Raw genomic sequence first — 23,821 nt, 5'->3', positions numbered from 1 at the left:
ACGCGCACCTCCCTTGTTGCTAGATCGCAGTTAATCCTGGCTGAGGACCAGAGATTCCAGATAGGTTCGCGAGCGATTGATCTCCTCTGTCACTTCAGCGGCCGTCTCCAAAATGGGAATGCCGCGTGGAACGGGATGCATAAAGATCTCGGTCCACCCCGCATATTGGATCTCGACCAAGGCAGCTAAAAGTGGGCCGAAGTCGAGTGGGCCGCGGCCAGGCAACTGCATTAACTCCTGCTCCTTGGGGAGTCGTGTCATGCAACCCTGCCCATGCTCCCAAGCATAGAAGACCTTAAGGGCTGGTCCCAAGTCCCGAATCACGCCTGCCAGCAACTCCGGATCCTGCGGCAGATGGTAGGGAGCCAAGGCGATGCCTAGGTGTTTGCTAGGAGTTAACTCAGCCAACCATTTCAACGAATCAGGCGAATCGATCAAATTGTTGCCATGATTTTCAATGGCTAGCGTCACGCCCGTTTCTTCGGCGACCTCCAAGTGAGGACGCAGTTGCTCAATGAACTTGGCGACCGCCAGCTTGAGCTCGGAGCCGGTTAGTCCAACCGGACCATGTCCACCGGTCACGATCGTCTGGCATCCCAGTCTGTGGGCCAACCGCATCTCATCGCGAAGACCAAAGGGGCCGAGTTTGTATTGGGTGATGCAACCAAGTGTAATGCTGTGTCGTGCGAGCATCTCCGCAAATTTTTCTTCGCCAAGATCGTCTAGCTGCTCGCGCTGATTGCCATGTGCCTTGGGCCAAATGTCGAGTGCGGTTGCACCGGTCTTGCGGACTTCGGGCAGGATTTCTCCCAAGTATTGATAGCCATACATGCACGATGCTAGCAGGTACTTGGGAGCGAAGGGCGTGTCCTCCGCGGCATGAACCCCTTGAGGGGCGGCGAGGACAGAGGATGCCAGCGCAGCGGCAGAAAGGGCGGAGAAGTCTCGGCGTCGAAGATGTGGAGCGTGCATGGCGAACAAGGTATCTAGCTAAGGGGACTGAGGAACCGCATTAGCGACTCGCACCCACTCGGGTGCGAATCGTCAGGTGCGATGTGCAGCGTCCCATTATGACAGAATTTTTGTTGCCGTTTCCAGGTAGCCTAGGAGCCCTTCAGCGCCGCCTCCCACTTACACGCATTGGGGCTACGCGGTCGATATGGGATTGCCTTGCAGCGGCACGTCCCTGTGACCCGCCACAGACGTATTGCTGGTCTCACTGCTCGTTGCTCTCACTGCGAAAAACTCTAGCCCGCTGGAGGGGCAAGAGGACTCCGGAGTAGAGAGTGCCGCCAGCTACCTGCCCAGCCCGCGGTTGCATTCCATGCGGGCTGGTTCTAGTGCATTGTCAAAGCTTAATTTTCGGGTTGCCCGGAAATTCGGATTGCCCGGAAAAAGGTGTCCGACACCAAAATCCGGAACGGCCCTTCGGGTGTTTTGCACTTTTGGTGTCGGACACGAATGGCACTTAATCGGCGTAAGTCCTATGCCTCCCCGGGTTTGTATTCGCTTCTTGGCTTTTGCATCAGCTTGTATTTCTTCGGTCTTCGCTTGAGCACCCTGGGCTCGTAGCGGTCCGGTCGATTGCCAACTGCGTGTTGCAAGCAGCAGCGGTACAACACCGTGCATAATTCATCGGCGTTGCTGATTAGGCCTAGAACCGGAAGCATATCCGTCACCGTTGTCAGTGTTGACTTGAAACTGATATGCCAAGGTTGAACGTCGCCTTCGACGGCCGCTTCAGACATCACCCCGCGAATCAAATTGTAAGCCAACATGTGCGTCCGAATTTCGTTCCGCACTCGATGCGGCTTTTTACAGCGCAAGTGTTCCATCTGCATGACCGTTTTCAAGCTCCGTAAATGAAGTTCTGCTTGCCACCTTCTACGGAACAGGGCCGCGATGTCCTCCCTCGTGTACTCCGTATCGTCCGACAGCGATGTGTGAACGATAATCTCGCGAGTGCGAAATCCGTTGTTCTCAACTCGGATACGGATCTCGCGAATGGTGATGAAGTCCGGGTACGTCTCGTACTCTTCAATGCTCATCCAGTCGGGACGAGCTGGCTTGTCGATTTGGATGGAGTGATCGTCTTTGCCGTAACGAATTCCAGTCCGAAAATCTGACTTGCGCAACTGGTGTTTGCGAACAACGACGTGTGCACCACGTTGAATCATCCTCGCCATCTCGAACCAACCCGCATAGGCGCGATCAGCTAGGAAAACATCGGTTTCTTCGATGATTGCGTCGATCTGACGAAACAAACTTACTTCGTGAGTGAACTTACCTTTGTATCGGCCCATCGCCATGTCGAGCACAACGCCAGTCGACAACGCGAACAGTACAACGACTCGCAAGATCGGAAATCCACAACCGGGTGCTTGACTACTAAGTTGCGGGTAGGCGGCTTGATTCTCCGACGTGTCTGCCATCGTGACGGTGGCACCATCGGCGGTGATCACGCGGTGCCCCAGCCATCGCCAATGGTCGGGACTGCTGTCTTCAATCGCAAGTCCGCTGGCCGTCACAAGACGTTGCATGGATTGCTCGTCGATTTTGTCTCGAGCAATGCAGTAAGCACCGGTTTCGGCAGAGCAAGCAGTTTGGTTGTTGGCGACTCGATGGGTGATCAGCTTGGCGACCGCAGAGACGCAGCCGTGGTGGATGCTCATGACTTGCGAGAGGAAGACCCACAGCGTGACCGATGTGTTGTAAACTCTGGCCGAATCGAGAATGGCACTTGCATTGCCAAAGACTGACGCGATAGTCTCTTTGGAGATCAAGGCGGCGAAGTAAAGATCGCCGTGTTGGCGCGCATGTTGGACTCGACAGCGGAACGAATCGAACGGATGATGGCACACGGGGGCTTCCTTGCTTGGTGTGTTCGGGAGGTAAGATTACCCAAACTCATCGCAAGTGAAGCCCCCTGCTGTCAATCGAACTTAACTCTAGAAGCACCAGTACCTTAGGCCGATTAAGTGCCATTCGTGTCCGACACCAAAATCCGGAACGGCCCTTCGGGTGTTTTGCACTTTTGGTGTCGGACACCTTTTTCCGAACGTTCGCTACACCCTAATTCTTAGCATTGACGATGCACTAGGGACTCGCGTAACCGCAGCCGAAATGTTGCGGTTTGAACGCGTAGGTTGCTGCCTCGCCAAAACGTGAGCCTGCCAAGCAAAGTGCTTATTTCGCCTTGGCCAGCTCGAAATCAATGGCATTCTCGCCGCTGGCAACCTCTACTTCATTGGGCATTAAAGCCACATTCTTAGGAACTTGCTTTCGAGCTGCTGGCGGCTTGAATTGATCCTCCTCTGCAACCACTCCTGGCGAGTTACTCATTTGAAAACGGATCTTATGCTTGCCCAGCAAGGCCCCTGGCTTTCCTTTCAAATACAGCACGGAGTATTCGCCATCTGCATTCGTAATTGCCATCGAAGGCCGCCCGCCGGCTTGAGGCACGAACTCCAGGCTGCCTCCCTCAATGGGTTTACCCTGATACGTTACCACGCCCGTTACATAGGCTAGTTCGGGACCATCATTTCCGCAGCCGGGCAGACAAGTTACCAAACCCACCAGAGCGATCGAAAAGAAGCGTTTCATACTTAAAATTCCTGTGTCAAAAACTTAATGAGTTGGGGGGGCATCTTGGATGCCGTGCAGCGGCGCCTCGCAATTCTTCAGGCGGAGGCGCACGCTGTGAAATGCTTGCCACACATCGCGAAACGGTCATGGGCATCAAGCGGAATCCTGCATCCTAGTATTCACCGCTAATTACATAGCCGTCGTCACGGCCGCTGAGCGCCATGAAGGTGGTGTCAAAGTCAATGCTGTCCGAGACAAAGCGGACGGATCCGTCACCCATGCAGAATTGTGCGCCACCGGTGTGCGCGGAACGGTAACCGTTGTGAAGCGTGCTGTTCCATTGTTGGGTGTAGTTACCCGAGTAAATACTGTTGATCGGGTAACGGGGTACGGTGACATTCATGGACCACCCCAACCATTTGTGGAAGCATGGGCCAGCTGCCCAAGCACCGCCAGGTCCGCGACCGGGCCGCGCGTCTTCCTTGGTGCCGTCGGCGTGGTACATGAAGTCGGAGTGCTCTCCAATGGCGATCGTATTGCTCGTGCCATCGGTAACACTGCCAAATTTCGCGCCGGTGAAACGCTCGTTCCAGATCGAGACAAGTCCCGCATCCTGCATCCAACCATAGCCTGTCCACACGTTGCGGCCACCGTCGGAGCGGGCGCCTGGTGTTTGACCGGTTCCCGGGGAGAAGTAGTAGCCCACATTGGCAACATATTCAGGAATCTGAATAGGATAAGTCTCCGGTGCTCCCAACGCCACGGTCCCGGATGCAGCCGTTTGAGTACGCAGCCGTTCTAGTGGACTGGAGGGACAGTTCAGGCTCGGCACACGCAACGCCGACATGACGTTCCAATTGCGATTGGTCGCGCCTCCCTGGTCATTGAAATCGGTGTCGGACCACACCATTTGATTGTAGGCAGCATTCTGCTCGATCTGGGGCAGAATCATGGTCAACCAGGATGCGCCGCGTTGGGTAGATCCTTCCGGAGTGCCTACATTGCCAGGAAACTTGCGAAACGTATCGTGGTAATTGTGGATCGCCAATCCCAGCTGCTTAAGGTTGTTGGTGCATTGAATTCGTCGGGCCGCTTCGCGGGCCGCTTGGACCGCAGGAAGGAGCAAACCCACCAGAATGCCAATGATGGCGATCACCACCAACAATTCGACTAGAGTAAATCCGCGAGGCTGAAAACGACTTGGACGATGGTGGGGACGTACTGAAATTCTCCCCAAATGAAGGAAATTGGAGGGACGGTGGAGATGGATCATCTTACAAACTCGCATTTAGCAACAGAAAAGAAACGCCATTCTTAAGGCTGCCGACACGGTGCGGATTTGAATCGCATTTCTATCCGTGTCGGGCCTGTCGACTGCAGCTTGCAATAAACGGACCTTCCCGGGAGTCGTTATGCGCGTTTGTTCACCCTATTGTGCTGGTTTCGCTCGTTAGTGGTGCTTGTGCTTACCATGTCTCGCTGGAGGGGAAGATGGCAGAAGATCGATTAATTCACAAAAATTAATTCAAGCCGGCCAGCCAGTCCGGTCAAAGCCAGAGATAGAGTGCCTTGCCTAGTGATCTAGCATGCAGTTGCCCGAAGAGCGAGCAGTGATGAGATTCGAAGATGCTCTTGGCATCAGCGAGTGATACCTAAAATCTTCATGGATCCACAGCAGGTGCAACGCGTTGGGGGAAACACCAGGAAGAGCCCACCTGTCGCCACCACGAACAAAAGCTTGGTCGCCGTCGAATATCGCACTTTTCGGTGGTGTTCCATCCGGAAACACGAGCGGCAATACCGTTTCATCAAAGTATTGTTTCGTTGGTGGATCGCGAAATGCTCCTCCGACCGATCTCCCCGGACATTGGAAATATCCACCTGGAAATCTCAAGGGCATCGTAAAATAGCTGTGCTCCAACGTCCCGCCACACGGCGATTAAACGTTGATACTGGTTAAGCATACTATTTGAATCGAGTTTTGTAACTTAAATGAGGCGAATTTCTCTCGCCCGTTGGGGGGCGAGTAACCGCGGAAAACGCAAAATACGTGAGAGTGGATGCGGACGTGAGCTGCCGCAGGAACGCCCCTGCCCTCTCTTTCTTTCGTGTCTTTCGCATATTTCGCGGTTGTCACTCTTATTCTGCAGATGGCTGGCGACTGAGCCTTGGGGAGCATTGACGGCTTGGCGTTCCTATGCCCAGGCAAGGCCTAGTCGGGCAACCTGAGTGCCACGGGATGCACACCCATCGCGCTCACTGCGAGAACAAGGAATAGGGGGGGCGCTGCCGAGTGTCTTGTGGAGCAGCCTTCGCAGCAAAACTGAATAGGCTCCCAAATCGTAACCCGCTGCGTAAGCAAGGATGGGTGTTCCCGCTGCCGAGTGATCTAGGGTGCTACCTTCGCAGTAACACTGAAACGCCCTTGGTTCGACAGTCAACTAGCGTCGGGTACTCCGCGTCCAACCGTCGGCTTTTCCTGGGCAGTTGAAGGTTGGTAGCGCTGCTTCTAACGTGTTGGGCCAGTTCTTGGCTGAACGGGTATGCTAGCTCCCTCTCGCGCATCCCATCTTCCTGCCTCCATCTTCCTGTCAAAACGTCTGCCTGGATATTTTGCAGCGGCGGCCGGATGGTCCACTCCCCAGCCTGACTCAGCTTGCGAGAGGGCGACTTGAACAGTTTTCCGTACGGCGGATTGTTGTTGGGCCTTGCTGACGCGGCTGTTTAGCTTGGGAACGACGCAAAACCGTAGTCTCGGAGCGGTTCGTCCAGGTGGGAGTAGTGGGAGTTTGCTGACTTCCGTTCTGTTCTCATCGTTGCATCTAGAAAAGGGGGAGAGGATAACCGCGAAAAACGCTAAATAGGCGAAAGTGGATGCGGCGGAGAGCAGCCGGACGAACCGCCCTGCCCGCTTCTTCTTTTCGCTTATGTCGTGTATTTCGCGGTGATAATTCTTGCGGTTGTAATTCTCTATTTGCGGTGGGCTGGTGCCCGAGCCAGCAGGGAGTATCGGGAGCCTTGCATGCCGAGGAACACGCAGCGGGCTTGTCAATCAACAAACCGTGGAGCACGCCATAGCGGAAAGTTGGCTAGATTTCGCCTAAGGGCGATGTTGCGTCACCGAAGCTGGTATCTGGCAAGCCCATGCGTTGCATCAGGCTTAGGTACAAGCCGCAGAGCTTGCGGTCGTCATCGTCTCGCTCACTGTAGTCGAGGACTCGGCCCGTTTCGAGGGTTTGTCCTAATCCGCCGACCATGACCAAGGGAAGTTTGGTGGAATCATGCTTGTTCCCCGACCACATATTGTTCACGAACATCAAGCACGAATTGTCCAGAACGGTGCTTTCCCCCTCCGCCATGCCGTTGAGCTTACCAGCCAAGTACGCGAGTTGACTCACGTAGTAACGGGTAATGCGTTCGTAATCATCGTTCAGGTCGCTGTGGGAAGCCGAGTGGTGCGCTTTACGTACATCGAGGAAGGGATAGAACAGGCCGGAAATGTCACGGCATAGTAGGAGTGAGGCCACGCGGGTCTTGTCGGTCTGGAAGGCCAAGGCGATGATGTCGCACATCAATTGCATGTGCTCACGAATATCCTCGGGCAATCCATTGTCGGGCCTCTCCATGGTGACCAGCGGTGCCCCTTGCTGATGCGACCGCTCGACCGCTTTGTCTTGCTCACCACGCATCCGCTCAATGCGTTTTTCCACTTCACGCACACTTGTTAGATACTCATCCAACTTGGCCTTATCTCCAGAGCTGACTTTCCGTCCTAGGCTCTCCGCGTGCTCTTGGACTCGGTCCAGCACGCTTTGATTGCGGCGATTGCCGCGGTTATCAAAGAGACTGTCGAAGGCCAGTGCGGGATAGACTTCCATGGGGACGGGCGACGTCGAGTTTTGCCAGGAGATGTGCGAGCTATAGGCCATCGAGAAATTGGTCTCATGGTAGCCCGTCACCGGTTGTTCACAGCCCAGGACTAAACTCGGTTGTGCGGTTTGTTCGCCCCAGTGGTTCGCCAGGACTTGATCGACGCTGATCCCACCTCGCAATTCTGCACCCTTTTGAAGCGATGCGCCAGACAGGATGTTTCCAGTTTGTCCGGGGTGGATGCCGACTCCCACCGCGGATCGGTTGAACAAGCCCGATATCACATTCAACTTCTCGCGCAGCGGTGCTAAGGGCTGCAGGCTTTTGCCCAGCTCCATGTCGCTCCCCGAGCCCTTGGCCCACCAGTGATTGGCGTTCACGCCACAAGCCATGAACTGGACCGCAAACCGTTTGGGAAGCGTGGGGGCGGAACCCCCGCTGCTCGTCTCTAGTCCCCAGACCGGCAGGGATTCGAACCAGGGGAGTGCCATGGCTACGCCAGCACCGCGCAAAACGGTTCGTCGAGAAACGCGTGTAGGTTGAATTGCTGTTTTCGAATTAGGGTTCATCAGAGTTCCTAGCAACGGTGGGAGAGAGGCTCTCGCGACCTCGTTTATTGAGAAACTGGGGACTAGTGACAATCGCTTCGATCAAGGCTGAAAAGCGATAGTCGTCCGCAGACAGTTTATGGTGCATGGTGTCTAGCAAGCTTTCGTCTGACAGCAGCAGCGTGCGTCCCAGTCCATACGATAGCAGCTTCCGGGAAAAGTTGTCGACGAAATCCGCCTGCCGCTGCTCGCGGATGTATTCACGCAACTCATCAATTCCCTGGCGCTGACTTCCATCCGGGAAGCTGGCCGAGGTGTCTACCGGATGCCCCCCCAAATCCAACTCGCGGCGTTCACCGATTGGACCGAATCCCTCAAAGACCAGCCCAATCGAATCGATGCGATTGTGGCAACTCGCGCAGCTCTCGTGCTCTCGATGCTTCGCCAGCGTTTCACGGAGCGTCAGCTCGCCCAATTGCGATTCATCGTCGGGCAATTCTGGGATGTTGGGAGGCGGCGGCGGGATATGTTCTCCCAACAACCTGCGCACTACCCAATAGCCACGTTGTACGGGACTGGTGCGCAGCCCAGGCGAATTTTTGGTCAAGAAAACGGCCATTGGCAACAAGCCACCGCGCCCAAACCGCTGCGCCTCCGGTACCTTTTGCCATTCGTCGCGACTGAAGTCGAGTTCGGGTATGCCGTAATGCGCCGCCAGCGGTGCGTTGACAAACGTGTAGTCGGCGTTGAGGAATTCGTTGATCGAGCTGTCTTGTTGAATTAAGTTTTGAAAGAACTGCATTGGCTCTTCGAACATTGCCGTGCGGAGCGCATCATCAAAAATCGGGAAACGCTCTCGATCCACACTGTTGTGCTCCTCAAATCTCCGAATGTCGAGCCAATTGCCCCCAAATTCGTTGACTAAACCTCGCACCTTGTTGTCCTGCAACATTCTGCGAGTTTGCTGCAGAAGGACGGTTGGATCGGTGAGTTGTCCCGCCGCTGCACAATCCAACAACTCTTGATCGGGTGTGCTGGACCACAAAAAATAGCTGAGCCGGCTGGCTAGTTCGAAATCGTTGAGCGGACGTGCTTGAGGGCTATCGTTGAGTAGGTCGACGCGGTAGCTGAACAAGGGGGAGACGAGCATCGCAACCAGAGTGTCCTGGATGGCTTCTTCGTGAGTGAGTTGGTCCTTCTCACGCAATTCGTGATAGAAGGCTTGCCAATCGTCGCGTTGCGAATCGCTGAGCGGGCGGCGGAAGACGCGGTTGGCCAAATCAAGTAAGGCGGATAATTGCGTCTCCTCCGAGCGAATTCGCGTCTCTTCAACCCACCGGATCTGTGCATTGATCTCGGTGAAATACTCTTGGATGGCCTGCAGCGGAATCTCTTCCGCACCATTGCGTATCGCCTTGGCAATATAGACCTCCGACAGCCGCTGAATCTTGTCAGCTTGCAAGGCTGATTGGTCCTCGGGACGCGCAAAATCGAATTCCTCCTCGCGCATGTAACCAGAATCGGTCCGTTCGAACCACAAAAATCCTTGGTACTGTCGCTGCGGTGCGCTGGCAATGAAGTCCAATTGTTGCCAAAGTTGATTCAGTTCTCTCTGCCCTGCCTCGTCGAGGATTAATTCCATCAACGGTTGATCGTCGCGGAAGTAACCCATCATGCTGTGGAATCCGGCGTTGAGCAGCCGGCCCTTCTCTTGCTTTTCTTTGGACGTACCTAGGTAGTCCCTTCCTCGTTCGGAAATGTAGAAAGCATCGGGAAACAGCTCGCAGAATTCTTGGCAATCTTCGATGTATGCCTGTTGTTCATCGACCGAGGAAGTGCCCGGGGCTGCAGGCACCGACTCATCTCCTGTCGCATCCCCCTCATCGCTCGCTGTCGCATCGGTAGCGGGTGCGTCCGTTTCTTGATCCTTCTGCTTACTCGAATCAGGTGTCGGTCTGGCATCGAAATGTGCCGTTTGCCGGCGCGATGCGTATTGTTTGTTTTTCCACAGCACGAAGGCTTGAGCCCCAGCATGAATTCCGTTGACGACCAGGTTTTCGAAATGGGGTTCATAATGCGGGCGAGTGCTTAAAATAAAGTCTTGCATGGCTTGGCAGTGCTCACCGACCGCTTGGGGATCCGTCGCACTAGCTAGTTCCTGCCACATGACCAAGAGTTCGGAGTAGGGACCGACTCTCTCTTTTTTATCGGTCAGCCCAAGCCAAATGCGTGTCAGGTACTTGGAACTCAAGCCCAGCTCGTCGGCCACATCATCGATGGCTTGGTCTGGCAGAGTCTTGGGATGGTCTTGGCGGAGCTGCCAAGCAGCTCGAAAGTAGTCGGAGTAAGCGGTGGGCTGCCGTTGGTAAAACTCCACGATCCGCTTCACACAAAACTTATCGCGATCGGTGTCAGTCACGACGGGATGCGGGGCAAAGTCGATACCGTCGGGAGTGAGTACTAGATGCTCTGCGACCAACCTGGCTGCTTCAAGATACTTTTTGAAGAGTGCCGGAGACATCCGCAGGGACTCGCCGGAGTTGTCAAACCCAGCGGTGTTGGCCGGGTCCACTGGGAAGGTCTGAGTTGGCCGAATGTCCACGCCCGTAAGATCTCGGATGCTGTAGTCGTATTCGGCATTGCTCAGGCGGCGTGCGAAGACTGGACCGGGATCACCCGCATTCTCCGCCGCAGCGTGATCCAGCATTGCCTCGATCCAACTGACGACCTTTGCTCGAGCCTCTGGGCTCAACGTCTCGGTGGCGTCCTCTGGCGGCATCTCTCCCGCTTCGACTCTCTCAAGAACCGTGGTCCACACGCGGTGCTCTGCCTCCACATCTTGCGGGGCATGAAATCGCGTTAGGTCGAGGCCCCCCTCCTCTTCGTCTGCATTGTGGCAAGCTTGACAATGGGATTGGAGCGTCGGAACGACGAACATCTGGAATTCTTGATGCAGCCCTTCCAGCGTCTTTTCTTCAGCTTGAACGCTTGCCGCTGGCAATATTGAACACACCAGCCACCACAGTGAGAGCAGTATCGAAGGGGATACGAATTTACGAAACAAATCTCTGTTTCCAAATTTCCGGGAGGGATGGGGCAACCTCAGTTGGCGTGTAGCTAGCCAATGCTAACATACGCAAGCATGTTGCTGACTCACTTCACGCTTTCCGAAGTCTTAGGAGGGACTCTCATTATGTTCCCTCAGGATACCCAAGGCAATACATTGGAAAACTTCGGCCAATTTACGCCGTTTTTCAGTGATTGTGTGCCCCATCCGCTCCTCTCCATCGCTTCCCCTTCAAGACACCCGTAGCAGCCCAGGGGAGAGTTACCGCGAAAGACACTAAATACACGAAAACCAGCAGCCACGAGCATTGCCGCCCGCATCCCACCTGTCCTCTCTTGCTTTTGCGTTTTTCGCATATTTCGCGGTTGTAACTCTTATTCTGCAGATGGCTGGCGACTGAGCCTTGGGGAGCATTGACGGCTTGGCGTTCCTATGCCCAGGCAAGGCCTAGTCGGGCAACCTGAGTGCCACGGGATGCACACCCATCGCGCTCACTGCGAGAACAAGAAATAGGGGGGGGGCGCTGCCGAGTGTCTTGTGGAGCAGCCTTCGCAGCAAAACTGAATAGGCTCCCAAATCGTAACCCGCTGCGTAAGCAAGGATGGGTATTCCCGCTGCCGAGTGATCTAGGGTGCTACCTTCGCAGTAACACTGAAATGCCCTTGGTTCGACAGGCAGCTAGCGTCGGGTACTCCGCGTCCAACCGTGGGCTTTTCCTGGGCAGTTGAAGGTTGGTAGCGCTGCTTCTAACGTGTTGGGCCAGTTCTTGGCTGCTTGGGTTTGCTTGTGGCCGAAGGGAGCAGGAGTAGACAGAAAAATGGAGACCGAAAAGAAAAATAGAGAAGACATCCTGAATGGGTGTGCTAGCTCCCTCTCGCGCATCCCATCTTCCTGCCTCCATCTTCCTGCCAAACGTCTGCCTGGATATTTTGCAGCGGTGGCCGGATGGTCATCTCACTTGCCTGACTCAGCTTGCGAGAGGGCGATTTGAACCGTTTGCCGTACGGCGGATTGTTGTTGGGCCTTGCTGGCGCGGTTGTTTAGCTTGGGAACGACGCAAAACCGTAGTCTCGGAGCGGTTCGTCCAGGAGGGAGTAGTGGGAGTTTGCTGACTTCCGTTCTGTTCTCATCGTTGCATCTAGAAAAGGGGGAGAGGATAACCGCGAAAGACGCTAAATACGCGAAAGTGGATACGGACGAGAGCTACTGCTCGAACGCCCTGCCCTCTTTCCTTTCGTGTCTTTCGCATCTTTCGCGGTTGTAATTCTTCTTTGCAGAGGGCTAGTGTCTGGGCATCGAGGGGGGGGGAAGACCATTCTGAGCGGCTAGGCAACGCAATAGTAGATCAAGAGCTTGAGATACTCCTGCCAAATTGGTCCGTTGAGTTCGGCGCTGTCCTCCGGTAACGACGCGGAGTAGATGGTGACGGGACGCTCAGCTGGCAAGCTGCGTTGGAAGCAAAGTAGGCTTCGACGCGTGTGGGGAGCGGACGTGACGACAACGACTCGCCCGGTAAGGTCCTGTGTGTTGGCGGCAAAGGCCTGGGCCTCATTCAAGGAACCCATCAGCGGGGAAGCATCGGCATCGACCAAGTGGACGGAATCAGGCGGTACGCCCAAGTATTTGAGATAGTTGCTTGCGCTCTCAGAGGTTGACTGCGAGCGTTCGAGTACAAAGTTGTAACCGTGCGACCTCGTTTCGTTGAGTAGGTAGATCTCTTTGACGCGATGCATGTGATAGAGATCCGCCGCAGCCCGCAAACGTTCGAGGTAAGCGTATCCATCTGCCATCACATAGGCCGTATCTCCCCGTGCTCCTGGATTATGGCAGTACAGGGGGAGCGTCAAACAGGCTCTTACGATGGGAAACGATGGTAACCCGACCAAACAGACCCAGGCGGCGAATAAGTAGGCGGACTTTCTTAGCCAGTAGCTTGACCAACTCGGAGTTTGGAGTGGGATTGGTTTGGAGGAGGGCGGAGAGTGCATTGAGATGGGGCTAGCGGTTAAAGGAACGAGAGGTCCGAGTTGCTGGAATGACCGGTTCTACTGGCCAGCGACTAATTTACCAACGATTTTCGCAGTGACCGTTTTGCCAGCCTGCGTTATTCGACGCAAGCCAACTAGAATGGTAGTTCTCATTATTACGGATGCCGTCAAAGAATTGTCTATTTCGTGAAGACAGCCACCTGTTTTACAGTACTGCACACCAAGCGATAGATTCAGCAAAGTATGGATATTGAATTGTTACCGGGAGATGAGTGGCCCGCCATGGAAGTCGCTGACTGCGAATTTCCCCGACTCAACTCGCACCAGCAGGGATGGCTGCAAGCGGTTTGTCGCGGGCTCTCCCATCGGCCCTATTTGCTCGTCCATCGCAGCGATCGGGGCGAAGTGGATGGCTTGTTGCCACTGGCATTCGTCAAGAGTCTACTGTTCGGACGTTTTTTGACGAGCATGCCCTATCTCAACACCGGTGGAGTTTGGGCAGCCGACCCACAAGTGGCCTCGGCACTTATCGATCGCGGATGTCGTTTGGCCGATGAGCTGAATACGCGGTATCTCGAGCTTCGGCACGAGCACAGGGTCGAGCACCCAAAGTTGAACGCGGAGCGGACCGATAAGGTCCATATGCGGCTGCCGCTACCGGCCAGTGATGATGAGTTGAATAGCTCATTTAAGTCGAAGCTGCGGAGTCAGATAAGGAAGTCAGGCGATTTTGGCCTGAGTCTTGAGTGGGGGAGTGAGAACCTATTGGCGGACTTTTATCATGTTTTCTCCATCAACATGCGCGATTTGGGAACACCCGTCTACTCGCGTCGCTTGTTCGCAGAAATCCTGAAGGCGTTTCCCGAAGAGGCTGAGTTGTGTGTGGTGCGCCAAGAGGGCCGTCCCATCGCGGGAGCACTGCTAACTCATCTCAATCAAATCAGCGAAGTTCCGAGTGCTAGTTGCTTGCGCAAATTCAATCGCACTAACGCGAACATGTGGATGTATCGCAACTTGTTGCGCCGCGCTATTGAGCGTGGTAGCCAGTGTTTTGATTTTGGACGCAGCAGCCGAGATAGTGGAACTTACAAATTCAAAGCCCAGTGGGGTGCTCAGCCGCATCCAGCCATTTGGCAATACTATGTACGCAAGGGCTCCCCGGAAGACATGCGCCCCGATGCTGGCGGCAAGCAGAAGTTGGTGGAACTCTGGAAGAAGCTACCGGTTCCGATAAGTCGTCTGCTCGGCCCCCACATCGTCCGTGGCATTCCCTAACACTACAAAACGCAGGCCCCCTTCCCTCCTTCTCTTTCGCGTATTTAGCGTATTTCGCGGTCACTTCCCTCTCAATCCCTGGATGCGCCGCCTGCCTTTCCATGGTGTACTGCGCAGTCCATATTGAAAACCACGAAAAACCGAGAGTATCGAAAATCGGCAGCGCAAGTGGTCCGCCATTGCCGCCCCCGTCCCCTCTTCCTTTCGTGTGTTTCGCATCTTTCGCGGTCAGTTCCCTCTCTCCACAACTCACTTCACAGTGAGCATCGATTCATGGATTTTTAGACAACCGCGGAAGAAGCGAAAGAAGCGAAAATCGGCAGAGCAAGTGACCCGCCATTATCTGGCACATCCCTTTCTCCTTTAGCGTATTTCGCGGTCGCTTCCCACTCAATCCCTGGATGCGCCTTCTGCCTTATCATGCGGTACTGCGTAGCCCATGGTGATAACCATGAAAAAAACTGAGAGGAACGAAAATCGGCAGTGCAAGTGGTTCGCGGCTACCTACCCTGCCCTTCCCCTCTTCCTTTCGCGTTTTTCGCATTTTTCGCGGTCGCTTCCCGCTCTTGTTCTTGGAGACGCGGTCTGCCTTTCTGAGAGCACTGGCGCGGTCTAGTCCTTCCATTCACAGACTATTATTTCATTGTAGGCATTGGTTCATGCCGTTTGGGCGACTGCGAAGGGGACCCAGGCCGCGAAAACGGTTAGAGTAAAAGGGAGGGGATCAACGGCTGGATCCTGAATTCAGCCGCGGTAGCTAACGACTTGCAATTGGAGCTTTCCAGTGAGCATACTCTTCAAAGACGAGTCGTATCAGATCATGGGAGCGGTGTTCGAAGTCTACAAGGAGAAGGGGTGTGGATTTCTTGAAGCGGTCTATCAGGAATGTTTGGTCTTAGAAATCGGACTTTGCAACGTTCCATTCCTTGCGCAGCCTGGTCTCCGGCTAACTTACAAAGGCAAACCGTTGCAGCAGATTTTCAAGCCTGATTTTATCTGTTTCGAGAAGATCATTGTCGAGATCATATCGGTCTCAATGCTGAAGGACGAGCATCGCGCTCAAGTCCATAATTACTTGAAAGCTACCGGCTGTGAACTTGGGTTGCTTGTCAACTTCGGTCATTATCCGCAAGTAGAGTCGGAGCGGATAATTCGCCAACTGAAGAAGTAGCTCCAGAAGTTTTAGACAACCGCGAAAGAAACAATAGGTGTCGGAGCATACGGACGCTCCCCCTCGGGCCCCGCGTCCTGCATTTCTTTCGCATATTTTGCGTCTTTCGCGGTCCCCCCCTCTCTCCACAACTCGCTTTACGGTGAGCATGCATTCATGGAGTTCGCAGTCGTCGCGGAATAAGCGGAAGACGCGCAAACTGGCGGTCGTCTGCGGTGCCTTCTTGGACGGTAGCAACGCAACCAGTTGCCAGGCCGATCGCGTTACTGAATAGCAGTAACGAAAAAAAAGCCTTCCCCAGGATGCCTGGGGAAGGTGTGGATGAGTGGCGGTCGAAGTGGGATTGAGACCGATTGTCAGAGAGCTTGATTCCTTAGCGGAATAATTCTCGGATGCCGTAGGTGAAGAAGGAGAAGATACCGAAGTTCAGGGCTTCTTCCGTCGGCGAGTAGCGAAGCAGTAGCTTATCACCTGGCTTGACATAGATGCGTTCGCAGTCCAGTGCGACAGCCTTCTCTAAATCAACCTCGATCGTGTACTCCGAACCATTGGGAAGCTCGCGGAATACAAACAGCTGTGACGGAATAACGCCAGTGGCCGGAACCATGCCGCCACCGCCGCCAGACTGTGAATTGCCATAAGAGTAGCCGGCGATGGCCATGGCTTCGAAAATGTCGACATCGTAGTCACGCGGCAACAAGTGCTCTCCGCCGGGAAGCAGGCCCGCGGTGTAGAAGACTTCCGTATCGCGATTGGGAACGTAGACCACGTCTCCTTCGTGCAACAGTACATCTTCAGGAGCGAAGTTGATGGGACTCCCACGTGGAATTCGTAGAGGAATGATCGTCTCAGGGCCATCCATGTTGGTCGTAGCCACCGTCGGGAAGCTTTGGTTGACTTCCATGGCATCGACGACGGGCGCTGGGATGTACATTCCCGAGTGCGAGCCTCCATTGCGATAGATGCGAATTTCATTCTTCGCTCGAAGTCCCGGTAAACCACCGGTTTGCATCAAGGCCGTCAAAACATCGTTGTGGTAGGCTTCCAATTGGATGCGCCCGCCCGTGGCATCGCGATCATTTGCACCTGGGGCAACCGTCCCGCCAGTATCCTCGCGGATGACCGTGACGTTTACCGTACGAGCCTTGATTAGGGTTACGATGGGAAACGTATTTTCACTCTTGAGGATGCCACGATCCAAGTACGTTTGACGAATCTGCTCAGCGGTTTCTTCGAGAGTCAAGCCATCCACGGAGAATGGTTGCAGAGCCGGCAAGGTAATGGACCCGCTATCTTGAACGACGACAGGGATTCCAATAGCCGGCGGAAGGTTGCTGCCCGCTTCCGGGAAATGGACGGGTGCCAATTGCGGTGGATCGTCAATGCCGCGGAGCGGAATGACACCATCGAGGGTGACACCGATAATGTCCCCAGCAGCCAGGCGGTAGTGGTCGGGAGGCAGTTGCGTGAGCCGTGTCACATCGATGCGCTCTAGGTAGCGTTTGGATTCAGCCCGGCATTCGATAGGCAAGCTGCACGCCGGCGTACCCTTAATTCTGAATGTAAAGGTCGAACAGCCCGTGGCCCATGGGAGAGCCATCAAAACGAGAATCGACCATGCAATCCGCTGAACTGCACAAGTGTTTCTACCAAGAATCATGGGAGAATTCCTTTTCTCGCCCACACCAAACAAAGACCGCTTGGGGGAAGTATCGGCTTCTTACCCATTGTGACGTTAGCAAATGAGGGTACTCCCAATGGATTGGATGGAGAAAGCCCCCACAAGGAGTCTGTCACTTTGCGTGTTACCCGCAATATCCCTTCAATCGGCAGTTCTAACCTCAGAGGTAAAGTTGAATTGGGCGAGAGAAGCCTTACGCCCGTCAACTGGACGCAAACCGTCCTAGGTTTGGAGAGATGCCGGTTCGAAAAAGCTTCAGCCTGGAATGGCCTCTAGGGCGGAGGCTTCGCCGCAACGCGATAAAACAGAACTCCCAAGGGACCGGCGATGACAGTCACCAACAATTGAAGGCTTGTCGCATAGTGTTCAGCACTACCTCACTCCCTGCCGTGGGGCACGTTACCGTTCCGGTCGTTCCTCCGAAATACCCTGAAATTGAAGTTGCATTGGCTAGGACGAGAACCGAGCTCAATGCAGCCTTTCGTCTATTGTACGAAGCCTATGTCTCAGCTGGCCTAACTGCCAGAAATGAGGAGGGGATTCGTAGAACCCCCTATCATCTCTTGCCCACGACTGAAGTTTTTGTGGCTAAGTATGTAGGGGAGGTTATTTCCACACTGACCATGATTGCCGATAATCCCTCGGGATTGCCCATGGAGTCGATGTACGCGGAGGAAATTGAATTTCAGCGGCAGAACGGATTGAAGGTAGCCGAAATTGGCTGTCTGGCTGATCGCCGTGATTCTCCAACCCGCTTCAGAAATGTTATTGGCCGTTTGTCCTGCCTGGTCGTTCAAGTGGCTCAGTCTCGCGGAATGAACGGACTGGTGCTTGCCACCCACCCGCGACACGCCAGATTCTACAAGCGTGCATTGGGATTCGAGCAATTTGGCGGTCTGAAGAGTTGTCCCTACGCCGAGGGAAATCCGGCGGTTGCTCTCGTGATGAATTTCGAACGCCTCAAGGGAACGAGCATTCACGAGCGATTGTTTGGTGAACCATTCACCGCTAGTGACATGCAGCAAACCGCATGGACCGAAGAGACGTCTCAGTACCTGCAGGAGTTGAGTTGCTAGGCGTTCCCATTTATTCACCAAGCATCGTGAGATCGCAGGTACGAGCAACGGATGTTAGACAACCACGTTAAAGCTTGGAGACACGAAAGCTGGCAGCGTATGTGTCCCGCCTTTACCGTCCCCACCCATCTTCATTTCGCGTATTTCGCATCTTTCGCGGTTATAGATCGTTTGGGGCATGCTGTGGCCACCAGAGAAGAGGAACCGCGAAAGACGCTAAATACGCGAAAAGTTGCCTTGCAGACGCGTGTTTGAGAGACATACCACGCTGCTAGTCCAAGCATCAATGTGCTCTGTCCCCGTAGATCGCTTATGATTTCACGAAAAAACCAGCAATCCGATGTGGATTACTGGTTTCGAAATGAAGACTTTGCTCATCGAGAGCTATATCGGACACTATTTTCTTCGGTGACGAAATGGAACGATCATCATTCCAATCATCGACGAAAAAATCATCAAGCTGGTTGGCTCAGGAACCACGCCGACCAAAACGTCGATCGAAGTTGAGACGACTTGGTTGCCGTTGTGGAATGCGGAAAGTGTATAAGTGTAAGTACCTGTCAGCGTTGGGTCATAATTGTTTGCATACAAGTCAGCACGCCAGGAGTTTTGGGCCAATGTGTTGTTTGCAATCAAATTGTTATAGTTAAAAAGATTAGCAACGGTGCCTGCGCCTTCTGCTGTTGACGAGTTTCCGATGGCATGGTCAGCAAAGGGATTAAAGGGAAATTGATTGATAATATCGCTAGCTGCCAAAGAAGCTCCATTGGTCGAAGTCATGGAAAGCGAATAGGTCAGGTCGTCCAACTTGAATCCACTAGTACCATCGAAATCAGAATTGATCGACCACTCATAACTCCAAACACCTCTTGTCGCAGGTTGAGTCGGCGCGACGCCAGGATCAAATGCGTACTTGCCTGGACCGATTTCGTTGAAGGTGTTTTCAGGGTTTCCGGCTGCGTTGTAACGCAGTTTAGCACGCAAGCCAAGTTCGACTCCTCCAGCCTGAGCCACCGTAAAGGAGCCATTTGTGACTCCGGTCCCAAAAATTACATTGGAAGTCACAACACCCGCAGAAACTTGATTTGCTCCGAAAATCGCTAGCAAAACCAACACGGACAAAACACGCATGGCTAGTTTACCATCAAAAAATTAAGGGATTGAATTGAACCTAAGCTGACAATATCTACCACTAACGCCCTGGTCAAGCACGTTAGAACCAATTTTGCCCAGATTGTCGCTACTAATCCCTTTGGACCAATCCCTGGCAGCGGTAAAGGGGGTGTCCGTGAGCTGTCGCAGCGAGTGGAATGGCAGGATACCCCCAAACCTGGCGGTTTGAAGGCATGCTGTGGCCACCAGAGAATAGGAACCGCGAAAGACGCTAAATACGCGAAAAGTTGTTTTGCAGGCGCGTGTTTGAGAGTACCACGCTGCTAGACCAGGCATCGCGAGATCACCGGTACCAGCAACGAGTTTGGGACAACCACGAAAGAACTGGGAGACACGAACACTGGCGTTGCATGTGTCCCGCCGTTACCGTGCCCCGTCTTCATTTCGCATATTGCGCATATTTCGCGGTTGTAGATCGTTCGGAAGGCATGCCGCGGCCACCAGAGAATAGGAACCGCGAAAGACGCAAAATACGCGAAAAGGTGTCTTGCAGGAGCGTGTTTGTGGAGAAGTACCACGCGGCCAGACCACCTTGAGACGGGGGCAGAGGCAACGCGCGTTCCCCGACTCGGCCAGGAAAGTATTGAGTACCAAAAAATGCTCGTCGCTACGGGGACTCTCGTTGCGTATTGATGTATTGTGCACCTGGAGCAGTTGCAGGCGGTGTGTCTGCCAGCGGGCCACTTGCTGGAGCAGATTGGCTGCTGCGTCGATGCTGTTCGGCCGTCGACAACACGACGTCTACGGGTAAACCAACGGGCAAGTCACCAGCCTGATCCAAGGCGATCCAAACGCGGCGGCTAAAGGAATCGAGTCGATCGCCTCGCTGGGAAGTGAACAGTAGTTTTTGACCTACCTGAGGTTCCAAGTCTATCACGACACCCCGCGCCAAGATGCCTTCAACACTGTCGACGGTAATGATCGCGGGCTGACCGATAGCTACTCGCAGTGCGTCGAATTCATCGACCTCGGCCACGACCCGCAATTGTCGAGTGTCCGCCAGGATTACCAGTGGATCTGAAGAGTCGGCACGGGCCAATTCACCAACTTCACACTGCACTCGCATTACTCTCCCGTCCAGAGGGGAAACAATACGGGTGCGGCGGAGATTGACTTCGGCCAACGATAGCCGCGAGGCGGCCGCTTCCACCATCGCTTGAGCGGCACTGCGTTCGTCTTGTCGTGGCGGATCTGCCAGAGTTGCCAGGCGATTCTGGGCCGCAGCGACCAGGCCCTCCAGGGTTTTGAATCTTGCAAATTCTTCATCGTAGGCTTGTTGGCTGGCTGCGTTGGATGCCCGAAGGACTTGGATGCGCTCGAGTCCCTTGCGCACGCCATCGAGCTCTGCAGAGCGTGCGGCCAGTTCGTGTCTTGCGACATCGATCTCAGTTGTCCTAGCCCCGTTCTCCAACTGCTCCAGCTTTGCTTGGGCTTGTGCGAGTTCCGCCCGCGCCAGCTGTTGCTCCAGCACTCGGACGGAAGCGTCGAGGGTCACCAGAGGTTGGCCCTTGGATACCCAATCCCCTTCCTTGACCAAGATCTCTTCGATTTGCTCTGCCAGCCGCGCGCGAACCTCGACGTTGGAAGTGCGTCCCTCAATCCATCCAGATGCAGCGACCCGTTCTGTTGAAGAGCTGGTTTGCCGCAAGGCGGCGGAACGGTCTGGCAGCGTCGATGGCCGAAATTGCCGAGCTACAATGACGGCCACCACCAGTGCGATGGCAATCGCTACGATTGTGTTGAGTTTTTTCACGTGCGGAGACTCCCGTTTTCCATCTCGCAAATGCGGTCGGCAAAGTGATGGATCCGAGGATCGTGCGTCACCACGACGGCAGCAGCTCCCGTTTGGTGCACCAGTTCCCGCAGCAACTCCATGACCTCCAAACCCGATTTCGCATCGAGGGCCGCCGTGGGCTCATCGGCTAGCAGAAGTTGAGGACGAGTGATCAGGCCACGTGCCAGCGCCACGCGTTGGCATTGTCCGGGGCTCATGGCCGTCGGCAGGGCGCGAAGGTGTTGTTCCAAGCCGACTTGCCGCAGCAGATCGGCTGCCATGGTGCGAGCATCGGGCAGGGATTGACCTTGAAGTGTGAGTGGTAGGGCTACATTGTCCATCGCCGTCAGGCCTCGGATCAATTGAAATCGCTGGAAGACAAAGCCAATGTTGTCGCGCCGCAGGAAGGCCAACTGCTGAGGTGTTAGTTGGTCGGCCCGACGTCCACTCAGGAATACTTGTCCTTGGTCCGGCTGCAACAGGCAGCCCAGGATAGCCAGTAGAGTACTCTTGCCACCACCGGATGGTCCAGACAGGAAGACGCATTCACCCGCGTGGGTTGCGAAGTGCACGTCGCGGAGAACTGGGCAGCGCTGATCGCCGATCATGTAGGACTTGTCGATTCCCACGGCGCGAATCACCGCCGTTTGTGCGTCCGTGGGGGGCTTAGGACTATGCGAGAAATCCGCTGTTGGGCCGAGTTCCTCTGGCAGATCCAAGGCCTCTGCGATCCGAAAGGCAGCAAAATAGTCGGGATCTGCCCCTGGGGTGGCGGGAATTGCCCTGTTGCTGGGTTCTGGTGGATGGTTTGGCTCTAGGGGCATGCTGGCTAACTTCCTTGGAGCACGGTGTGAGCATCGACACTGCGTACGCGCAAGTAAGGCAAACCGGCGGCCAGCAGGCAGATGGTGAAGACCAACAAGCCGCTGCCTACGTAGAGCATCGCTGGAATGGCAATGGTGGTGCGGGGGGTACTTAGCAGCAGTCCAATTAGGAAGGAGAGTACCGTTCCCAGGCAAATACCGACGATGGCAATCGTCGCGGACTGGAGCGTCAGCAGCGTGATGATTTCACGTTCGGTAGCACCAATCGCTTTGAGGGTCGCGTACTCACTGATTCGATCCAGCACCATGGCGTACAGCGTTTGGCCGACCATGACGAGTCCGACGAGTAGACCGAGTCCAGCAGCGGCGCCGAAACTGAGGCCAATACCGGTTCGCGTAGTCCAAAAATTGATGGAGACGTTAGCATAATCTTGAGCCGTCATGGCGGTCGCTGATGGTAAACGCCGGTCAATCTCCCGACAGACCTCTGCCTTGTTCGCCCCTGGCACCGTGCGTACCAAAAAATAGGACACCAGCGTGCGATCGGAGCCAATGAAGTCCGCCGCGCGATCCAGCGTCGTGAAAACGTAAGGGGTCACCAGAAAGCTCAATACGCCACGACTCTTGGCCACGACCCGAGTTCGTTTTCCGCCTATTTCCCGAATTTCGCCCAATGCTGGATATTGTAGTTTTTCGTCATCGCACTCATCCACGACGATTCCAAGCGGATCAGCCAGCGCTTGGGGATTTCCTTGAATAACTTCAAACGATCGTCCCAGACTGCTGTCACGCATAATTCCAACCACGGTGACTCCCTCGTGCCCTCCATCGGGAAGGCTCATCTCGGAAAATCCAATGCGAATCGGGTCCGCCTCGGCTACTCCAGGAATACTTCGTATCCGCTGCAGCCAGCGGGCGGGTACGTCGTGCGGGAAATCGACGTTGTGCATTTGGTAACTACCCACCCAAATATCTGCTTGGCTGCGGTCTACCAGATAGCTTGCCTTGGAAATGAGCCCGTAAAACAGCCCTCCCTGCACATTCACAAGGATGACTGAAAACACAACGCCGACCAGCCCCGTCAGCAATTTGCCACGGTCAAACAGCAGGGTTCTCAGGGACAAGTACCAGAGCATGGGAAAACTATGTCGAGTCGTCAAAAAAGGGGCCAATGGACTCACCTTGGATTAGCGGAATCTGCCCTGTAGAGCAAGAGCATCCGCACCTCGGACGGCCACCATAGGAGGGACGCAGGGGCTGTGTATTGCACTAGCACGTAGAGCGACAGGGAAAAGCCGCAAAATCGTTAGATGGAGAGATTTGGGCACGGCTAAATGTTAATGAGCGGCCGCTGCAATCTTGGTGGGAACCTAGAGTTGTTCAGTCATCGGACCCTTCTAATGAAATTCGATTTAGGGATTGATCATGGAAACACGCTCCCAACTCAATGAAACCAATCCGCAAACGGGTAGTCAGCCAGTCGGTGAAAAACTGACTTGCGATCTCCATCTCGATCGCGTACGCGCCGCTAGTTGGCAGATTCTCCTGGCTGCCCAAGTTCGGTCAGGGAGCACGGAGAATAGCCTCCTGTTGCAGTTTGCAGAACAACTCGAAGATGCTTGTTGGCTAGCGCATTGGAAACGGGAAGATGTGGTCATGAGTTTGGACATCGCTATGGTGCCAGAGCTTATTTCACAGTTACTGACCATCCAGAGCGAGCAACAGGGGGCAGATCAAGAAATTGTGGCGGATATGCTTTCCAAGCTGGCTCATCGCTAAGACTCTGGAG

At 54.6% G+C, this 23,821-nt stretch carries 16 protein-coding genes; 4 read left to right on the top strand and 12 right to left on the bottom strand.

Annotated elements, in window-relative coordinates; translation table 11 throughout:
- Nucleotides 1-30 precede the first annotated feature (30 nt).
- The 7 genes from Q31a_RS23775 to Q31a_RS23745 all read right to left on the bottom strand — a co-directional run bounded on the left by Q31a_RS23775 (nucleotide 31) and on the right by Q31a_RS23745 (nucleotide 13,058).
- Entirely contained in the window at nucleotides 31-972 is a 942-nt protein-coding gene (locus tag Q31a_RS23775) for a sugar phosphate isomerase/epimerase family protein (RefSeq protein WP_145083361.1), read from the bottom strand.
- A gap of 512 nt (nucleotides 973-1,484) precedes the next feature.
- Nucleotides 1,485-2,861 (bottom strand): IS4 family transposase, encoded by a 1,377-nt coding sequence (locus tag Q31a_RS23770; RefSeq protein WP_145072543.1) that lies wholly within the window; start codon nucleotides 2,859-2,861, stop codon nucleotides 1,485-1,487.
- Nucleotides 2,862-3,186: 325 nt separating this feature from the next.
- Nucleotides 3,187-3,603: a carboxypeptidase-like regulatory domain-containing protein gene (locus Q31a_RS23765; protein WP_145083358.1), complete on the bottom strand. Its 417-nt coding sequence runs from the start codon at nucleotides 3,601-3,603 to the stop codon at nucleotides 3,187-3,189.
- 154 nt (nucleotides 3,604-3,757) lie between these two features.
- Nucleotides 3,758-4,858, bottom strand: coding sequence for a DUF1559 domain-containing protein (locus tag Q31a_RS23760; protein ID WP_145083355.1), 1,101 nt, complete (start codon nucleotides 4,856-4,858; stop codon nucleotides 3,758-3,760).
- 1,816 nt (nucleotides 4,859-6,674) lie between these two features.
- Entirely contained in the window at nucleotides 6,675-8,024 is a 1,350-nt protein-coding gene (locus Q31a_RS23755; RefSeq protein ID WP_231690916.1) for a DUF1552 domain-containing protein, read from the bottom strand.
- Entirely contained in the window at nucleotides 8,014-11,067 is a 3,054-nt protein-coding gene (locus tag Q31a_RS23750; RefSeq protein WP_231690915.1) for a DUF1592 domain-containing protein, read from the bottom strand. Before Q31a_RS23750 ends, Q31a_RS23755 begins: the two co-directional genes overlap by 11 nt.
- A 1,328-nt stretch (nucleotides 11,068-12,395) precedes the next feature.
- Complete coding sequence (locus Q31a_RS23745) at nucleotides 12,396-13,058, bottom strand: YdcF family protein (RefSeq protein WP_145083352.1); 663 nt, start codon at nucleotides 13,056-13,058, stop codon at nucleotides 12,396-12,398.
- A 243-nt stretch (nucleotides 13,059-13,301) separates the two neighbouring features.
- On the opposite strand from Q31a_RS23745, the gene Q31a_RS23740 reads away from it, so the two are divergent.
- Both Q31a_RS23740 and Q31a_RS23735 read left to right on the top strand, forming a co-directional pair.
- The gene (locus tag Q31a_RS23740; protein WP_231690914.1) at nucleotides 13,302-14,333 is read left to right on the top strand and encodes a FemAB family XrtA/PEP-CTERM system-associated protein; all 1,032 of its coding nucleotides are present in this window, start codon (nucleotides 13,302-13,304) and stop codon (nucleotides 14,331-14,333) included.
- Between the two features lie 784 nt (nucleotides 14,334-15,117).
- Entirely contained in the window at nucleotides 15,118-15,504 is a 387-nt protein-coding gene (locus tag Q31a_RS23735) for a GxxExxY protein (protein ID WP_145083349.1), read from the top strand.
- Nucleotides 15,505-15,877: 373 nt separating this feature from the next.
- Here Q31a_RS23735 and Q31a_RS23730 read toward each other — a convergent pair whose 3' ends face one another.
- The gene (locus Q31a_RS23730) at nucleotides 15,878-17,164 is read right to left on the bottom strand and encodes a polysaccharide biosynthesis/export family protein (RefSeq protein ID WP_145083346.1); all 1,287 of its coding nucleotides are present in this window, start codon (nucleotides 17,162-17,164) and stop codon (nucleotides 15,878-15,880) included.
- 257 nt (nucleotides 17,165-17,421) lie between these two features.
- On the opposite strand from Q31a_RS23730, the gene Q31a_RS23725 reads away from it, so the two are divergent.
- Entirely contained in the window at nucleotides 17,422-18,261 is an 840-nt protein-coding gene (locus tag Q31a_RS23725; RefSeq protein WP_145083343.1) for an N-acyl amino acid synthase FeeM domain-containing protein, read from the top strand.
- Between the two features lie 396 nt (nucleotides 18,262-18,657).
- On the opposite strand, the gene Q31a_RS23720 is transcribed toward Q31a_RS23725, so the two are convergent.
- The 4 genes from Q31a_RS23720 to Q31a_RS23705 all read right to left on the bottom strand — a co-directional run bounded on the left by Q31a_RS23720 (nucleotide 18,658) and on the right by Q31a_RS23705 (nucleotide 23,168).
- Nucleotides 18,658-19,377, bottom strand: coding sequence for a hypothetical protein (locus Q31a_RS23720; protein ID WP_145083340.1), 720 nt, complete (start codon nucleotides 19,375-19,377; stop codon nucleotides 18,658-18,660).
- 664 nt (nucleotides 19,378-20,041) lie between these two features.
- Nucleotides 20,042-21,187 (bottom strand): HlyD family secretion protein, encoded by a 1,146-nt coding sequence (locus Q31a_RS23715; RefSeq protein WP_197355584.1) that lies wholly within the window; start codon nucleotides 21,185-21,187, stop codon nucleotides 20,042-20,044.
- Entirely contained in the window at nucleotides 21,184-22,032 is an 849-nt protein-coding gene (locus Q31a_RS23710) for an ABC transporter ATP-binding protein (protein ID WP_145083334.1), read from the bottom strand. Before Q31a_RS23710 ends, Q31a_RS23715 begins: the two co-directional genes overlap by 4 nt.
- A gap of 5 nt (nucleotides 22,033-22,037) precedes the next feature.
- Complete coding sequence (locus Q31a_RS23705) at nucleotides 22,038-23,168, bottom strand: ABC transporter permease (RefSeq protein WP_145083331.1); 1,131 nt, start codon at nucleotides 23,166-23,168, stop codon at nucleotides 22,038-22,040.
- A 289-nt stretch (nucleotides 23,169-23,457) separates the two neighbouring features.
- Here Q31a_RS23705 and Q31a_RS23700 point away from each other — a divergent pair, with 289 nt between their 5' ends.
- On the top strand, nucleotides 23,458-23,811 hold the full coding sequence (locus tag Q31a_RS23700) for a hypothetical protein (protein WP_145083328.1): 354 nt from the start codon (nucleotides 23,458-23,460) through the stop codon (nucleotides 23,809-23,811).
- Nucleotides 23,812-23,821 lie beyond the last annotated feature (10 nt).

The organism is Aureliella helgolandensis (assembly GCF_007752135.1).
Classification (GTDB): Bacteria; Planctomycetota; Planctomycetia; order Pirellulales; family Pirellulaceae; genus Aureliella; species Aureliella helgolandensis.
Note: the sequence above shows the minus strand (reverse complement) of the source record. Positions and strands in the feature narration are given on the sequence as shown.

What these genes read in the sequence shown, in the direction of transcription:
- Q31a_RS23730 (WP_145083346.1), bottom strand. Translation starts at nt 17,164, where the DNA reads ATGATTCTTGGTAGAAACACTTGTGCAGTTCAGCGGATTGCATGGTCG.
- Q31a_RS23705 (WP_145083331.1), bottom strand. Translation starts at nt 23,168, where the DNA reads ATGCTCTGGTACTTGTCCCTGAGAACCCTGCTGTTTGACCGTGGCAAA.
- Q31a_RS23765 (WP_145083358.1), bottom strand. Translation starts at nt 3,603, where the DNA reads ATGAAACGCTTCTTTTCGATCGCTCTGGTGGGTTTGGTAACTTGTCTG.
- Q31a_RS23710 (WP_145083334.1), bottom strand. Translation starts at nt 22,032, where the DNA reads ATGCCCCTAGAGCCAAACCATCCACCAGAACCCAGCAACAGGGCAATT.
- Q31a_RS23745 (WP_145083352.1), bottom strand. Translation starts at nt 13,058, where the DNA reads ATGCACTCTCCGCCCTCCTCCAAACCAATCCCACTCCAAACTCCGAGT.
- Q31a_RS23725 (WP_145083343.1), top strand. Translation starts at nt 17,422, where the DNA reads ATGCCGGTTCGAAAAAGCTTCAGCCTGGAATGGCCTCTAGGGCGGAGG.
- Q31a_RS23755 (WP_231690916.1), bottom strand. Translation starts at nt 8,024, where the DNA reads ATGAACCCTAATTCGAAAACAGCAATTCAACCTACACGCGTTTCTCGA.
- Q31a_RS23775 (WP_145083361.1), bottom strand. Translation starts at nt 972, where the DNA reads ATGCACGCTCCACATCTTCGACGCCGAGACTTCTCCGCCCTTTCTGCC.
- Q31a_RS23740 (WP_231690914.1), top strand. Translation starts at nt 13,302, where the DNA reads ATGGATATTGAATTGTTACCGGGAGATGAGTGGCCCGCCATGGAAGTC.
- Q31a_RS23760 (WP_145083355.1), bottom strand. Translation starts at nt 4,858, where the DNA reads ATGATCCATCTCCACCGTCCCTCCAATTTCCTTCATTTGGGGAGAATT.
- Q31a_RS23700 (WP_145083328.1), top strand. Translation starts at nt 23,458, where the DNA reads ATGGAAACACGCTCCCAACTCAATGAAACCAATCCGCAAACGGGTAGT.